Origin of the sequence: Nostoc sp. (assembly GCF_036917635.1) — a bacterium.
GTDB lineage: Bacteria > Cyanobacteriota > Cyanobacteriia > Cyanobacteriales > Nostocaceae > Nostoc.
Window position 1 is genome coordinate 1 of sequence record NZ_JBALCW010000019.1, and the last position, 16219, is coordinate 16219.

The following is a 16219-nucleotide window of genomic DNA, read 5'->3' on the forward strand; positions in this document are numbered from 1 at the left end:
AGCTAATGCGACTGCCAAGGTTAATCTTTGTTTTATTCGGTTGATGGTTAAGAGGCTTGCTGCACCTTCTTAGATGTCAAATGGGTTCTATATGCCAACAGTAGCTTGCTTATATCATCACGAATTTTTCGGAATATTTGTAGCTTTTCTGCTTCAGTACCTGTTGCTTCTGCTGGGTCAGGAAAGCTGAAGTGATGGCGCTTAATAGCAGAAGGTAAGGAAGGACAACTTTGATCCGCATGATCACATACTGTAATTACAGTATCAATTTTTTTGTCTAAAAACAGGTTGAGATGCTTACAAGAGGTTTGGGAAATATCTATACCGATTTCTTCCATGACTTTAACTGCCAAAGGATGAACTTTTGCAGCTGGGTTCATTCCTGCACTCTGTGTTGTTAATAAATCATCAGCTAACTCTTTTAAAAACCCCTCTGCCATTTGACTCCGGCAAGAATTACCTGTACAAAGAATTAAAAGCAGTGGTTTTTCCATACTTAGATTTTCCATACAAAAACATAATATTTCCCAAAACTTTAGCTTAAAAAAAATAAGCAGGCTTCAGGGAAAATACTACAATAAGTCTTTAATTAAATTTTATTAACCTGAAAATATTTTTTTTAATCCTTAAAATATACTAATTATTTTTCTTTTTCAACTTAGAAGACCGAGCAGCACACTAATGGATTTATAAAACAAGCAAAATCAAACCGTGTCGCGTAAATGTATCAGAACAGGTAGCTAATTTAATAAAAGACAGGTGGTATCATTTTTTCTGCATATGTAAATTAAAAAACTGTAGAGGCGCAATGTCTGACGACAAGCCGCTTCTCTACGAGACGCTTTGCGAATGCGTCTACGCTCATATCTCTATGCAGGAAACTGATTGCTATTTATGCCTACTACTACCTGGAATCGTCATCACATTCTTTCCCTAGCTGACTTCACGGCGGCTGAATATAATACAGTTTTGCAAACTGCTGCCAGTTTTCAAGAGGTGCTATCGCGGCGGACGAAGAAAGTACCAACTTTGCAGGGACAGGTGGTGGCGAATTTATTTTTTGAATCGTCTACCCGCACCCGCAGCAGTTTTGAACTCGCGGCGAAACGCTTAAGTGCAGATACGCTGAACTTCGCCGCAGCCACATCTTCTATGACAAAGGGAGAAACAATTCTTGACACGGCGAAAACCTATTTGGCAATGGGAACTGATATTATGGTAGTCCGCCATCGAGAGGCAGGAGTACCGAATGCGATCGCATCTGAGATGGATCGTTTAGGTGTACGAGTTAGCGTCCTCAATGCTGGTGATGGTCAACATGAGCATCCTTCCCAAGCACTGCTAGATTTATTTACCATTTGCACTCTAATTGACCCAGCCAGTCCTCGACTAGAGCTTTTAAAGGGTAAAAAGATTGCCATTGTTGGGGATATTCTCCATTCTCGCGTGGCGCGATCGAATATCTGGAGTTTAATCGCCAGTGGTGCCGAAGTGCATCTAGCAGCCCCACCCACCCTATTACCCAAATTATTTGCCGGGTATATCTTGGAAGAGGCAGCAGTCAAGAATCAGCAGTTTATTATCTCCCCACTCCCCACTCCCCAACTATTTCTCCACTGGCAGCTAGAACCAGCATTACAAAATGCCGATTTTGTAATGACTCTACGCCTCCAAAAGGAACGCATGACGGCTCATTTGCTGCCAAGTTTGCGAGAATATCATCAACTGTTTGGCATTACACGCACAAAGTTGCAACTTTGTAAACCTAATGTAAAAGTTCTGCATCCAGGCCCAGTTAATCGGGGTGTTGAAATTAGTTCTGAATTAATGGATGACCCAGAATTTAGTCTTATTCAATCGCAAGTTACTAGCGGTATCGCCGTTCGTATGGCTCTGCTGTACTTATTAGGTAGCGGCAAGGCTTAATTGCTATCCTTGGGTGAGTACAAAAGCCAAAATAAAACAAGAGTAACTCAGGCAAAGCAAGTCTCTAAGCTGTGATGCTTTTGTTGACAAATTATTTATTTCGATTATTCTAGAAATATGGTTAATAAAGAAACAGCCAGGTATGCAGATATTTTTGCAGCACTGGGTTCAGAGCCTCGTCTGGAAATCATGCGGCTGCTGTTTGCGGCTTATCCAGACGGGATGACAGTGGGAGAAATTCAAGAAAAGCTAAACATTCCGAACTCAACGCTATCACACCACTTGGAAAAGCTACGGATTGAGGAGTTAGTTAATAGCCAAAGAGAAAAGCAATTTCTGTGGTACTCAGCGAATGCTGAGACAATGGAGAATTTGCTGTCTTTTTTAACTACAGGTAAAAATAAATACGATCGCATTATAGAGCCAATTAACAATACATCAACACAGGAAGGGTTTATGTTTGAAAGATTTTTTGAGTCTATTTTTGATCAACTTTTTGGGTTTATGTCTCCCAGATTTCACCTTAGAGGTTTTGAGAGATTCACTCAAAAAGCTGTTACAGCCATCTCTATAGCTCAAGGTGAATCTCGCCGCTTAGGACACCAATATATTGGTACAGAACAGATTTTACTGGGATTGCTTGGTGAAGGTAGCAGCTTGGAATCGCAGTTTCTTACCTCTGTGGGGGTAAATTTAGAAAATGCACAGATAGAAGTAGAAAAAATTATCGGCAGAGGTAAGGGCAATACACCTTTAGATATACCCTTCACGCCCAGAGCCAAGCAGGTATTAGAATTATCGGTAGAACAATCTCGACAACTTGGTGTTAACTACGTTGACACAGAGCATCTACTGTTAGGTATTCTCTGCGAAAGTGCAACAGGTAGAGGAGAGGGAGTAGCAATTAAGATTCTGCAAAATCTTGGGGTAGACGTGGTTTCTTTAGAACAACGACTGCGAAAAGCTTTGAATTCAGATAATCAGAGGTTTTCACCTGAGTAGAGAGGCAAAATATTGCGTCTCTATATACCTAAAATTATTACTAACAATCTTTTAACTTTAGTCCTATCGGACTAGGTGCCAGAAAAATACCTAGTCTCCTAGAAATTATATATTCCTCCGATCGCATGAGTACAGAATTCTGTAATCTTGGCACACTGGTATCTTAGAAGTTCAAAAATTTAATGACTTCTAGAAGTGTCGGAGGTAAATATGAAACGAATTTTTTTGACGGCAGCAGCCTTACTCAGCACGCTATCTCTAGCTGCTCCCCTTTCCGTCAAAGCAGAAAACTCCGCCCCTGTCCGGCGCTTGCTCGAAACTAGAGAATGTTCTGGATGTAATTTAACAGGAGCTAACCTCAAAGGCGCTCACCTAATAGGTGTTGACCTCAGAAATGCAAATTTAAAAGGGGCTAACTTAGAAGGTGCTAATTTAGAAGGTGCTGATTTAACTGGTGCAAATTTGAAGTCTGCTAATCTCACAAAAGCATTTGTCAGCGATACTATCTTAAATAACGCTAATCTCACCAACGTTAATTTGAGTAATTCCCGTTTATATAATAGTGACGTAAATGGCGCTGTTATGGCTAATATTGATTTAAGCGGTGCTGATGTATTTAATACTGCCATTAGCATTGGTGGTGAATACTAATGGTGAATAATGATTTCAAATTGATGAGTTAAGAGTTATATTCAACTCCTAACTCTCTGCTTTTTAACTTTTACTCACCAGTAATCGACAGTTCATTAACCCAGATTTTTGGGCAAACTCCCCCTGGTGTTAACTCTGGCTCTTTTTCTACATAAATAATTGACTTCAGCACTTCCAAGAAATCGCCAGCAACAGTTGCTGACTCAATACTCGTCTTGACACCCTTATTAACTAGCCAACCATCAAAGGGCAAAGAAAACGAACCTTGCAAAGCTTTAACTCCAGCATGGAGAGCTTGTAAATCATCAATAAAAATCACATTTTCAGCAGTTTCTAAACTCAACTCTTCTTCATGAGTTCCTGTTGAAAAAACGTGATAAAAATTGGGGCTAACGCTGACTTTGGCACCAATATTGGCATTACCTGTTGGCTGGGTATTGAACCTTTTTGCAGTACCTGCACTGTGGAGAAAGCTTTTTAAAACACCATTTTCAATCAGTGAAACTTGACGAGTAGGAGTTCCTTCACCATCAAAACTTTCTGCGCCTACGTTAGCTGGGTGAAGTGCATCATCAAAAACTGAAAGTAAAGGAGAAGCAATTTCCTTACCTAAATCATCAGCAGTAGATAAGCTTTGATTATCCAAAATACTTTGAGCGTTGAATAAGTTAGAAAAACCACCCAACAGACTTAAAAAAGCTTCCGGTGAAAAAACAACCCGATATTTACCAGTTTTGATTTTTTCATAATTCAAGTGACTGATAGTTTTATCTGCGGTTTCTTTGATGCAACCATTGATGTCTAGATTATCTAAACTATGGTTGATTCTAAAAGCACCTGCACTGCGAGGTTTTTTTCCTTCTTCTTCAGTTTTGCTGTAAAGATAAACTGATGCTAAGGAATGAGATTCAGTTCTCACTGCACCGTCGCTATTGAGATAAAATCTGTCAATATCTCTTTGCGATAACCCATTATAAGGGACACCTTTAATTGCTGGATGAGCTGCTAGTAATTCTTTTTCAGCTACCAACAATCTTTCTATGAGTTCAGCAACAGGTGCTTGGGGTGTCTTATCTTGGGGTTTATTTGCAATCGGAGCAGTAGCTTCTGGACTAAAATCAGGAACATTTTCTTTAACACCAAAAAAACTGGCTTCGTAGGCAGTTTTCAAAGCTAATTCCAGTCCTTTAGGGTCTACATCTGTGGTGCTGGTGACACCCATTGTATTATCTTCATTCCAGACACGAACAGTAACACCAGAGCGATTTGAAGCTTTGACTTGTTTTGGCTCACCTTGGTCTACTTGGACGCTAGTATCATCTACTGTTGAGCCATAAATGTCGAATTTCTTAATACCAAGCTTACCAGCATTGTCCTTGGCAGAATTTGCAATCTCATTAATATTTGGCATAGTCAATTTTAGATTTTGAATTTTAGATTTTGGATTGGGAACGATTTTATTTTTGATATTAGATTTTGAATCTTGGATGTTATGACTTATATTTTTCTCGTAGAGGTTTTATTGACGCAACAGATATAGCTAGAATTTCGGTAGCTTCTTGCATTAGGCTTTTTACTTTTTCTGCTGTCATTAATCCAGATTCAATAAGAAGCTCTAATCAGTAAAGCGTTTGACTTACTTTGTTCTAGCGTTAAACTCCTACTAATTCACAATCCAAAATCCAAAATCTAAAATCTAAAATTTTTATCGTCCACCAACAGTAATAGAATCAACCTTGATATGGGGTTGTCCTACTGTGGTGTAAATACTGCCACTGACAGAACCACAAAAACCTGGTGCAATTTCCAAATCTTGGGAACACATAGAAATTTTATTCATAATTTCCTTAGCTTCACCAATTAGAATTGCTCCCTTTAGCGGTTTGGTGATTTTGCCATTTTCAATCAAATAAGCTTCATCAACACTAAAGTTAAATTGGCCTGTAGCACCAACGCTTCCGCCACCCATCTTTTTACAGTAAATACCTTTATCAACAGAGGTAAATAAATCATCAATGCTATATTCGCCAGAATCAATATAAGTATTACGCATCCGGCTAGCAGCAGCAAAGGTATAATTTTGGCGGCGTCCACTTCCAGTTCTGGGGTGTCCGGTGCGTGCAGAACCTGTTCTATCTGCTAAGAAGTTTTTGAGAACGCCTTTTTCAATTAATAGGGTTCTTTGAGCGGGCATACCTTCGTCATCCATGTCAATTGTCCCGAAGGCATTTTCAGACCGCCCTTCATCCCAGGCTGTCAAACTTTCGTGGGCAATTTTTTCGCCTTTTTTGTCAGCAAAGGGTGTGGTATTGCGTTCAATTTGAGTGGTTTCTAACAGGTGTCCGCAAGCTTCGTGGAAAATTACGCCGCCAAAGTGATTGGCCATAATAATCGGGTAAGTACCAGATTCTACGTAATCGGCGTAGAGCATTTTGCCAGCAGATTCTGCTATTTTTTCGGCGGCTTGTTGAGAATCCCAAGTCCTCAAGAAGTTGGCATCGCTGGTGTTACCAGCGCGTTCACCAATGGAAGCACGATTAGCACCATCAGCACACAACAGGTTAAATCCTACTGACTGGGTGAGGCGAATGTCACGGGCAAAAGTGCCGTCACTGGCGGCGATTAAAACTTCTTGCCAATCCCGGAAATAGGTAGCACGGCGCGATTGGACGTGGCTAGCTTTTTGCTTCAGGTGGGCAGTACTATCAAGGAGGACTTCTCCCATTTCTCGGATTGAGCTACACACTGGTAGCCAAGCATCTTTACCTCTTTTGGTGGCGTAATCTCTCAATAATTCTAGGTTGATTTCTGGGATGAAAGCTTTAGGAGTGGGTAGTTGCAATCCCAGGATAGAAAGACCTTTTTCTAAAGCTGCTTTCAAACCGGAAAACGAAAGGTCATTGGTGCTGACGTAGCAATCAGCTTTGCCGCGAAATACTCTGACTCCCGCGCCTGTAGACAGACTGGGTGAAATACTGGTGATGGAGTCGTCTTCTGCAAGACAACTAATATAGTTACGACGCTCTAAAAATAATTCGATGAAGTCAGCACCTGCGGCGCGTCCTAGTCCCAGGAGGGTAGCCAGGGGGGCTTCCCAGGTTTCATCGAAACGCTCTGGTGTGGAGGAATATTGCAGGGTGGGAAGTTGATTCGAGAGAAGTAGCGTACTTGTAAGCATGGGTAGCCTCGTCTGCTGGCGTAGTTCAGAGATTTGACTGATAAAATCCCGGTGTGTTCAGTCTAACAAATCAGTGAAAGTCAGAGTCGGCAATTAAGTAGTAGGGGTTTCCTCACCTTGGAAATTTACTTCCCTCTGGTTAAGCGTGAGTGAAATATTTAACTAACGCCCTTTGGAGAGCGATGCCTACGGCGGTAAACTACGCACTTCACATAGATTCGAGATATAATAGACTTTCACAGAGAATGAGCAAACCAAAAAGTGAAAATATTCATACATAAAAAATTGGAAGGCAGTCTTAGACAGTCTTCCAATTTTTTAAAGTATAGAAAACAATATCCACATATATTGGTAAAAGCAACAATTTAATCAAACTTATTTTTGATTTCTGCCTTGCTCGTCCCTAGAATGATACCATTGATAAATTACTATTTCTCATCCAGTTAATTCTTGGTGAGAGCCTATTGCTTCTCAGGTTTATTTACGATTTGTTATTTTCAGTGGAATTCTCGCTGTTTCTTGCTGATTGAAAGTCTGACTTAAATTAGCAGTAGTTGGCGCTGGCGATGTTAAATTCTTAAACAATAGCTTTAAAGTTCGAGTAATGGTTTTAATAATTTTCATTTTGCTGGCACTCGGCTTTTCGTCATATCTCAAAACCATAGGAATTTCTACGATTTTTGGTTTGAGCGGTTTGGCTTTCAGCAGTAAATCTATCATGCAAGCAAATCCACTTTCAGTGAATAAATTCTCGCCATAATACATATCTAGTTTATTGACAAAAGTCCGGTTATAGAGTCTGTAGCCGCAAGTGTAGTCTCTTACACCTGGTACACGGGCTGCAATTCTAAAAAGCCAGCTTGCTCCGTAACTCATTATCTCTCTAAATGTTGATAAGCCTATAACTTTAGAGCCTTTTCGATATCTAGATGCGATCGCAATATCATAGCTACCAGCTATCATCGTCTCATACATCTTGATTAATAGTTCTGGTGGTTGAGTGTTGTCGCAATCCATCGCCGCCAAAAAATCGCCTTCTTTAGAAATTTCTAAGAAAGTTGTGAAACCTGTTTTAATTGCTTGACCTAAACCAGCATTTTTGGGATGTTGGACTAATTTTAATGATATCCCCAGCGATTGAGATTCTTCTATTGCAGTCTGAGAAGTTGCATCCCTGCTACCATCATCAACAAGAATCAGCCGGATATCCAGATTAGATATTTGCTCCAATGTCTGAAACTTTTTGAACAAAGGGCGAATTGATTCTTGCTCGTTGTATGCGGGTAAAAGAACAAAAATACTCATAAGTACCTCGTGTGATTTTCAAAATATCATTCTCAGATTTCAAGAATTCAGTAATGTTGATTTCTTGAGAAATTCATCGACCTGTCGGACGACTGCGTTGTTATTGACGCTATCATTGACCAACTGCGAGGTATTGACAACGAAAAAATCATCGTTTTCAGTACTCACTTTTGGAACAAGGCTTGAATAATTTAAAACTTGTAGCGGCTGTACTTTAATAGCTCGATTAATGTGTGCTGCAACAATATCATCTGCTTTGAGTTCTGGGAACATCAAACGTATACCCTGGAAAAATACTTGGCGCAATTCATCATCTGGCTGTTTTAACAACGGGTCAGTGGAAAGGATATATTTTGGTAGAAATGTGATATGATACCCTGCTGTTTCTTGCAAAGAAACTAGGTTACTCATACCGATGACGCCAGTAAAAGGAACATTTCTATCGGCAATATTTACTACGTAATAAGGAATTAAAGCCTTGCGCGTAATAAGTACCATACAGATTACGCCCAGGTATTCTACTATTTCAGTTGTGTCTGAAACTTTCACTAGTTCTTTAGCAGCAACCTGTTGCAAAATATTAACTGGCCCAGTAAAAATGACTTTATCAAAATGTTCCTTTTTGCCTTGATATTCTACCCACATTCCACCCTTTGCATGAGGTGCGATATATTCCACCGCAACACCTGTGTGGATATGACCTCCAGCCGCGTAAATTAGTTTTTCTATATGGTCAAAAACAGTTTTGTAACCGCCTGAGACATAACCAAGTTGTTCTTTATTTAATGAAGAATCCCGCGCTGAAAATAACCGTTTGATATAAGCCCAGATAAAAACTGCCGATATTCGCTTATAGTTCTCTCCTAATTTGGATAGAAGTAAGGGTTTCCAGAGTTTTTCGTATGTGCTTTTACCACCGAGTTTCAATAGCCAATCTTCAACTAATATCTTCTCTAAGCGCCGCCAGTTATTAAGGCGTGAACCATACAATAGAGTAAAAGCTAATCTGACTTTACCTATAAGTCCAAATAAAGGAAAGCGGAGAAATTCGATAGAGTTACTGATAGAATAAAATTTTTGATTATCGTAGAAACCTGTTAAACTACGATGCCAGCGCAGTTTATCTACAAGTCCAATATCTCTGATAAAATTTATTAAATGAGTATCAGAAGGGAGGATAACGTGATAAAAACGATCCCAGGTAAACAACCCATAATCATGATAAGTGGTAAGTCCACCAAGCTGCTTATTACTGTCGAATACAGTTACTTTATGTCCTTGATTTGAAAGACGTTGCGCTAATACTAGCCCAGTTATACCTCCGCCAATGATACCTATATTCATAAATTTAATTTATATTTTTCTAGGGATGCTTTTGAGATTTATTTTCAAATAATTGTAATATTAGTAGCTTTGCTGTCTACCCCTTTAGCTATTAATGTACAACCAGAACTACACCAGTTATGATAATGGAAATTCCTACCCACTGGCTAAATACAACTTGCTCTTTTAAAAGATAGTGAGAAGCAATTGGTACAAATGCATACATTAATCCTAGAACTGGAAATGCTTGGCTCAGAGGAATTGTCCGCAATACATAAAGCCACAATATAGTCATAAATGCATAGCAGATAAACCAAATCCAAAAATAACGAGATGATAGCAGATTTTGGATAGATGCGCTTGCTCCTTTAGTTTGGCTAGAAATGTGAAGTCCATACTTGAGTGATAGGTTAGCTGTTGTTCCAAATAAAACCACAAGCATTAAAACTAGCGAAGTAATGATGTTCATTTTTAATCTTCCTGATGAGATTTACTATAAATTGATGTAGATTTTTTCAGAGGAATAACCACTAAAAGAACACCCAAAAAAATTGTGATTACTCCTGCTATTCTAGTTAGGGTAATCTCTTCATTAAAAAAGTAGTGTGACCCGAAAAGTATCCCAACATAATTTAAACTAGTCAAAGGATAAGCAATACTTAATTTTACAGATCGTAGAGCCAATATCCAATTAACTACTCCCAAGCAATAAACACTAATAGCTAATACTAATTGTTGAATAAATACCCAATTTAATAGTCCCTCATTTGTATGACTCATGGTATGCTTCATCAGCAATTGTCCAGAAATACTAAATAAAATACTGACAAACAAGATAATATAAGGAATTATTTTAACGTTTGAAGTTTGCGAAATAGATTTCATAGTACATTTACCTCAATCGAGATAGTAGGTATGAACGGGACAGGAAACAGCCCATCGTTTTGAAAGTTTCGGATTGGGGTCACACCTTCTGTGCAATTCAACTTTTACTTCAATCAATAGACAACAAAATTAGTAAGGCTATATTGAAGTGACTGATATCAAAATTATCGTCGATGCTGATGTCCAAGAGTTAGCAACTAAATACTATGCAGCTTGTGGGATGGTTGCTGTATCATGGCCCAATATTATCGCAGTAGACTAGGTTACACTTGGAGACATAACAGTTTACTTGCTTGACAATTGGCACAATCAATTTAGGTTTTGCCCAATTGTGAATTGCAGATGTCTTCTGTATCAGCCACTTATGCTTCCAGACTAGTTTTAGTGCGATCGCAATATCTATATCTATGTCATAGTGGATGCATATATAAGGCAGTTTGAGTGTTATGCCACAAATTTGTGGACATTTAGCAGTGAGACATCGCTTATGCTGAACTCGGATTTAGCCCGCATGTTCAATAGATGGAGTTAAGCGAATAATAATGGATTTCCAGAATTTTTGATTAATCCATTGATTAACTTTCATCAGTTGTATCCTGCTGTAGAAATCTTGTTGAAGACACTACTCAACTTCTCAAGCGATTAACTTGTCCATTAAAACTAAGCTAGATTGATAAATGTTCTTAAGTTGTCTCCAGCAAGTGTTTGTTAGTTTTCTGACATGCCATAGAATTTATCCAGACTCACATACATCTATTTAACTTCGGCTGGAAAGTAAGCCGATTCATAAAGATTTGTACTCAAATCTAGTATATATACGTAATTGTTTAGGACATAGGAACACAATGGTTGAGATAAATCTGCCTAAAAGCGGGAAGCATCGATAGATAACTTTACAGTAATGTGCTTGAAAGTTAGGTTTCTAGGGAATTTTAGTGAATGTCAAAATGGAGTTTTTTACGACCGTAAAGGCGAATGTAAACTAGCGTTTGGCGATCAACTTGCAGCTTACTTAGGTTGAGTTAAGTGGATTTGAGATATTTTTACATTATCTTAGTCTTAGTATTATTTGATTGACCTTAACTATATGTAATTTCAACTAGAGCTTTATCTCAAAATTTCTTTTTACATATAATTACTTACTAGAATACCACGATAAAACAATGTTGCAATTTTATCGCAATACTTCATCAAAAATTCATTTTAGGAAAATATACTTAAACAAAAACTTTATAAAATCTACAGTTTCCTCTCGATGAATATTTATTTTTAAGAATTTTTACATTGATTTACTACATTCTGGCTAATAAACTTGCAGAAATAGCGATTTAGTATCAGATTTTAAAAGTGCAAAGTTAAGAGTTTCAGTAAGCAGAATTGAAAGAGCAACAGTGCAAAGTCCAGTTTTGTAAGTATAAAAACATACTATTTTTATCAAAAACAATAGATGCTAGGCGATAGTCTGAATCGTTTTTTATTTATCCATGAAAATAAAACTAATTTAGTTAAAAGTTCACTTATACACTAAGTAAGCCGGAAGTCTTTATTTCTGAATTCTCTTAGCTGGCTTATGATTTTCAGAACTTAAAAGTTGAGAACAAATTAGTTTGTAGTAGTTGGTCTTATTTAGTTTCTCTAAATTGTTTTCCTATAACTTCAGTTTGTTTGGACTCATTTTCCTGCAATAGTCTGTTAGTAATAATTAAGACAATGATTAACAATCCAAACTGAATCTGCCAGGGTGCTAATACTAAGCTTAAAATCAAGCTAATAGCGGCAAATACATCTGCAATATATGCAATTTCATCACTACTCTTTTTAAATAAGTAGCCAGTGGCTAAAGCCGTACACAGTGGTATCAAGAAAAACAAAGGCATTTTACTAACCTATGAAGTAAAAGTTGTTGTATCTATGAAACAAATTGAAATTGTGTTTGGAATTATGGTTGATCTTAGCTTCAATAAGGTATTAGCTACAACAGTCGATAGAAATAAATATTCGTTCTGTGAGTGTCCCGACTCAGAATAGCTGCGCTATGCTATACAAACTCTCGTTTAACCACGCAGATTGGAAGGGTTTAAAACTTGCGTAGGTGGGTTTTGTCTATTTTGCCAATTCCACTTTTGCGAGCAATCATCTGGTAAATTAGCTTAAAACTTTGGCCTTGTGCCAGGATCTGGATCTAGCATATTACCTTTAGAAGTAGCATTTTCATTTTTTCATTTTAGATACCTAATGCTGAACATTCCTCAATTATTGGCAACAGAAATAAATCTCTTACCCCATCAGGTGCAAAACGCGCTCTCCCTTTTGGCGGAGGGTGCAACAATTCCTTTTATTGCACGTTATCGAAAAGAGCGCACGGATGAGATGAATGAAGTGCAACTACGCGAACTGGCTGATAGATATACTTATTTAACAGAACTGGAAGAACGAAAATCTGTGATTTTAAGTGCGATCGCTCAACAAGGTAAACTCACAGATGAACTCAAAGCCAAAATCTCATCCTGCTTACAAAAAACCGAACTTGAGGATTTATATTTACCCTATCGCCCAAAACGACGCACCCGCGCCACTATCGCCAGAGAAAAAGGACTCGAACCACTGGCGGAATTCATCAAGTCATTAAATGTCAAAAATGCTATAACGGCTTCCCTAGAAGAAGAAGCGGCTAAGTATATTTCTGAAGCCAAGGGAGTAAAAACAGCAGAAGAAGCGCTTAAAGGTGCTGCTGATATTTTAGCGGAAGAAGTGGCTGAAAAAGCTGAATTACGGTCATATATCCGTGATTATCTTTTAGAAGAAGGGGTATTTGTCTCTCGCATCAAAGATGATTATCCCGAAGGTACAACCAAATTTGAGATGTACCGTAACTATCAAATTAGGGTAAAAAATATTGCACCCCACAATATGCTGGCGTTGTGTCGGGGTGAAACGGAGAAAGTATTAAGCTTTGAAATTGCTTTCGATGAGGATACGGTACTTTACTATCTTGAGTCGCAAGAAATTAAAACCAAAGTTCGGACAATTCGGGATTTTTATCAGGCGATGTTGAAGGATGCATTCAACCGTTTAATGAAAATCTCTCTTATGGGGGAGGTTATTTCTGAGATAAAAGTTTTTGCAGATATAGAATCAATCAAGACATTTGAAACTAATCTGCGGGAGTTGCTGCTATCTGCACCAGCCGGGATGAAACCAACCTTGGCGATAGACCCCGGATTTAGAACTGGGTGTAAAGTTGCTGTTCTGAACCAAACTGGGAAATTTTTGGAATACCAAGCGGTTTTTCCCCATCAAGCGGCTGAACAACGACTCAAGGCTGCACAAACTGTCAAAAATCTGATTGAAAAGTACAAAATTGAGTTAATCGCCATCGGTAACGGTACAGCGTCCCGCGAGACAGAAGAATTTGTCACGCAAGTTTTAGAAACTATGGAACGCAAACCAGTTAAGGTGATGGTGAATGAGTCTGGCGCATCTATATATTCTGCGAGTACTGTAGCGCTAGAAGAGTTTCCCGATTTAGATATTACCGTGCGCGGTGCAATTAGCATCGGCCGGCGTTTGCAAGACCCTCTGGCGGAACTGGTGAAAATCGATCCTAAATCTATTGGTGTGGGACAATATCAGCACGATGTCGATCAGAAGTTGCTGAAAAAGAAATTGGATGAGACTGTAGAAAGCTGCGTTAACTTCGTCGGCGTAGACTTGAACATGGCCTCCAAAGAACTTCTGACTTCTGTCTCTGGGATTACGGCAAGTGTTGCCAATAACATTGTCGCCTATCGTAACCAGAATGGAGCCTTTAAAAATCGCCGACAACTATTGAAAGTTGCGAAGCTGGGGCCGAAGGCTTTTGAACAAGCGGCGGGTTTTCTGCGGATTCGCGGCGGTGACAACCCATTGGATAATACAGCAGTACATCCAGAAAGTTATTCTGTAGTAGAAGCGATCGCATCCGATCTAAATGTGCCATTAAATCAGGTGACACAAATTGCCGAAAAACTTAAAAAGACCAACCTGAAAAAATATGTTACCGATAGCGTCGGCGAACCCACATTGCGCGACATCCTCAGTGAACTAGAAAAACCAGGTAGAGATCCCCGTGCAGAATTTAAGTATGCCACCTTCAAAGAAGGAATTAAGGAAATCAGAGACTTAAAGGTGGGAATGGAACTAGAGGGAATGATTACAAATGTCGCTAACTTCGGTGCGTTTGTTGATATCGGCGTACATCAAGATGGCTTGGTACATATATCCCAACTTGCTGATAGATTTGTAGACGATCCCAACAAAGTTGTCAAAGTCGGACAAGTAGTCAAAGTGCAGGTGTTAGAAATCAACGAGAAACTCAAGCGGATTAGTTTGTCGATGAAAGCAGTTAAACAATAATTACAAACAGCAGATGGCAGTTTATCAAGTTCAATTCATCAATCCTACACTTGGCTTAAATCGTACCATTCCAGTACCAGACGATCAATATATTTTAGATATGGCAGAAGAAGCAGGTATCCGCCTACCATCTGGGTGCAAACAAGGCGAATGTTCTGCTTGTGTCGCCAAACTTATTAGCGGTGAAGTCGATCAAAGTGAGCAAAAATTTCTGCGCCCAAGTGAAGTACAGGCTGGTTATGTTGTTACTTGTGTAACTTACCCCTTATCTAATTGCACTTTAGAAACCCATCAAGAACAAGTTTTGTATAAATCAGCCCTTTACTATCAGCCTGAGTCGGCAAAATCTAAGCGATCGCGATATTAGTCGGTTAAGAAGATTTATCGGTTGGGTTGAAGGTAGTGAAACCCGACAAAACTCCAAGGTAGGTTGGGTTAAGGAACAAAAGTCAACCTACCTTGGATTGCTTTTTTAAGTAAAACCTACGCAGTATTGTAACCGCTATATTTTTCTCAATTATCGGCCTAACGGTAGAAGCAAATTCTATCTTGCTAGAGAGGTTAAAACCTAGCAGATAGTTGAATATGAGATAAGAAGTTACAAAAAATCTTTAGTGATTAGGTAAGAAAAATGTTAACACCATTATTAACCGCCCTAGCTACAGCTTTAAGTCTGTTGATTGTTGATTTAGTTGTTCCTGGCGTTAATATTGCCAATTTTCCCGCAGCTATGATTGCGGCTTTAGTAATTGGTCTAATTAACGGTTCAGTTAAACCAGTTTTGTCTGCTCTTTCTCTACCACTTAACTTTCTATCATTTGGAGCATTTTCGCTCGTCGTCAACGGTTTATGTTTCTGGTTAGCAGCAGTGCTAGTTCCTGGGTTTGCAGTTAGCGGAATTATTGGTTTCCTTCTTGGGCCAGTGATTCTAACTTTTGCTAACACCTTCATTAACAACTACTTTGTTGAAAGAAACCTTTTAAGCGCCAGTGGTGATGTAAAAACCCAAGGTGAATTACCTTCTAGATAAGTATTAAAAGGAGTAGAATTGCGAATTTTATTATGTCTCTACTCCAAATAAAATATCCGAAGGTGGATTTCCTAATTCGGTATATTCAGCAGAATGTAATTAAATAAACTCACAAAAATCCGGTAAAATCATGAAATTAGTTCGTTTTGTTCTAGGTTTTTTAGTGCCTCCTTTAGGCGTTTTCCTCACAGTTGGAGTTGGACCAACTCTGTTTATTAACATCTTGCTTACAGTTCTAGGTTGGCTACCCGGTAGTATTCATGCAATTTGGGTTATTGCCAAGCATGATGAACAACTGAATAGAGAAGGAAACATTTACTAATACGCAAGATGAATTTTAGGCAATCTTAAATATGGTGCGTTATGGGTTTAGCCATAACGCACCATTTCAGTTTATACCATGAATTAGAAGTTAGAAATTATTCAAAATTTAACTTGCATAATTAGCGGGTAAATGACTTACGCAAAATATCTCTCAAACTCTCATTTATTTCTCCGTGGCCTCTGCGCCTAGAAAGGTTTGT

14 protein-coding genes and 2 pseudogenes are annotated in these 16219 nt (G+C 38.7%); 8 read left to right on the forward strand and 8 right to left on the reverse strand.

What is annotated here, in order from left to right:
- Nucleotides 1-47: 47 nt before the first annotated feature.
- On the reverse strand, nt 48-494 hold the full coding sequence (locus V7K32_RS04690) for an arsenate reductase ArsC (RefSeq protein WP_334990794.1): 447 nt from the start codon (nt 492-494) through the stop codon (nt 48-50).
- 400 nt (nt 495-894) lie between these two features.
- On the opposite strand from V7K32_RS04690, the gene V7K32_RS04695 reads away from it, so the two are divergent.
- The 4 genes and pseudogenes from V7K32_RS04695 (at nt 895) to V7K32_RS04710 (ending at nt 3579) form a co-directional block, all read left to right on the forward strand.
- Nucleotides 895-1926 carry an aspartate carbamoyltransferase catalytic subunit gene (locus tag V7K32_RS04695; RefSeq protein ID WP_334990796.1) on the forward strand — a complete coding sequence of 344 codons (1032 nt, stop codon included), beginning with the start codon at nt 895-897 and terminating at the stop codon, nt 1924-1926.
- Nucleotides 1927-2043: 117 nt separating this feature from the next.
- A pseudogene (locus V7K32_RS04700) lies at nt 2044-2289 on the forward strand (ArsR/SmtB family transcription factor); the annotation flags it as partial.
- A gap of 141 nt (nt 2290-2430) precedes the next feature.
- Nucleotides 2431-2895, forward strand: a pseudogene (locus tag V7K32_RS04705) (Clp protease N-terminal domain-containing protein); the annotation flags it as partial.
- A 243-nt stretch (nt 2896-3138) separates the two neighbouring features.
- Nucleotides 3139-3579, forward strand: a complete 441-nt coding sequence (locus V7K32_RS04710) for a pentapeptide repeat-containing protein (protein ID WP_334990798.1) — start codon at nt 3139-3141, stop codon at nt 3577-3579.
- A gap of 70 nt (nt 3580-3649) precedes the next feature.
- Here the strand turns inward: V7K32_RS04710 and V7K32_RS04715 are convergent, their stop codons facing one another.
- From V7K32_RS04715 to V7K32_RS04745, 7 genes are all read right to left on the reverse strand, one after another.
- On the reverse strand, nt 3650-4990 hold the full coding sequence (locus tag V7K32_RS04715) for a TldD/PmbA family protein (RefSeq protein ID WP_334990799.1): 1341 nt from the start codon (nt 4988-4990) through the stop codon (nt 3650-3652).
- A gap of 294 nt (nt 4991-5284) precedes the next feature.
- Nucleotides 5285-6757, reverse strand: coding sequence for a TldD/PmbA family protein (locus V7K32_RS04720; protein ID WP_334990801.1), 1473 nt, complete (start codon nt 6755-6757; stop codon nt 5285-5287).
- 477 nt (nt 6758-7234) lie between these two features.
- On the reverse strand, nt 7235-8062 hold the full coding sequence (locus V7K32_RS04725) for a glycosyltransferase family 2 protein (RefSeq protein WP_334990803.1): 828 nt from the start codon (nt 8060-8062) through the stop codon (nt 7235-7237).
- Between the two features lie 39 nt (nt 8063-8101).
- A complete protein-coding gene (locus tag V7K32_RS04730; protein ID WP_334990805.1) occupies nt 8102-9406 on the reverse strand; it encodes an NAD(P)/FAD-dependent oxidoreductase in 1305 nt (434 codons plus the stop codon).
- A 91-nt stretch (nt 9407-9497) separates the two neighbouring features.
- Nucleotides 9498-9854: an EamA family transporter gene (locus V7K32_RS04735; protein ID WP_334990807.1), complete on the reverse strand. Its 357-nt coding sequence runs from the start codon at nt 9852-9854 to the stop codon at nt 9498-9500.
- 2 nt (nt 9855-9856) lie between these two features.
- Nucleotides 9857-10270, reverse strand: coding sequence for an EamA family transporter (locus V7K32_RS04740; protein ID WP_334990809.1), 414 nt, complete (start codon nt 10268-10270; stop codon nt 9857-9859).
- Between the two features lie 1622 nt (nt 10271-11892).
- Nucleotides 11893-12147: a hypothetical protein gene (locus tag V7K32_RS04745; RefSeq protein ID WP_334990811.1), complete on the reverse strand. Its 255-nt coding sequence runs from the start codon at nt 12145-12147 to the stop codon at nt 11893-11895.
- Between the two features lie 358 nt (nt 12148-12505).
- Here V7K32_RS04745 and V7K32_RS04750 point away from each other — a divergent pair, with 358 nt between their 5' ends.
- The 4 genes from V7K32_RS04750 (at nt 12506) to V7K32_RS04765 (ending at nt 16017) form a co-directional block, all read left to right on the forward strand.
- The gene (locus V7K32_RS04750; RefSeq protein WP_334990813.1) at nt 12506-14665 is read left to right on the forward strand and encodes a Tex family protein; all 2160 of its coding nucleotides are present in this window, start codon (nt 12506-12508) and stop codon (nt 14663-14665) included.
- A 13-nt stretch (nt 14666-14678) separates the two neighbouring features.
- Entirely contained in the window at nt 14679-15032 is a 354-nt protein-coding gene (locus tag V7K32_RS04755; protein WP_334990815.1) for a 2Fe-2S iron-sulfur cluster-binding protein, read from the forward strand.
- Between the two features lie 264 nt (nt 15033-15296).
- Nucleotides 15297-15695, forward strand: coding sequence for a phage holin family protein (locus V7K32_RS04760; RefSeq protein ID WP_334990817.1), 399 nt, complete (start codon nt 15297-15299; stop codon nt 15693-15695).
- Between the two features lie 130 nt (nt 15696-15825).
- The gene (locus tag V7K32_RS04765) at nt 15826-16017 is read left to right on the forward strand and encodes a YqaE/Pmp3 family membrane protein (RefSeq protein WP_334990819.1); all 192 of its coding nucleotides are present in this window, start codon (nt 15826-15828) and stop codon (nt 16015-16017) included.
- Nucleotides 16018-16219 lie beyond the last annotated feature (202 nt).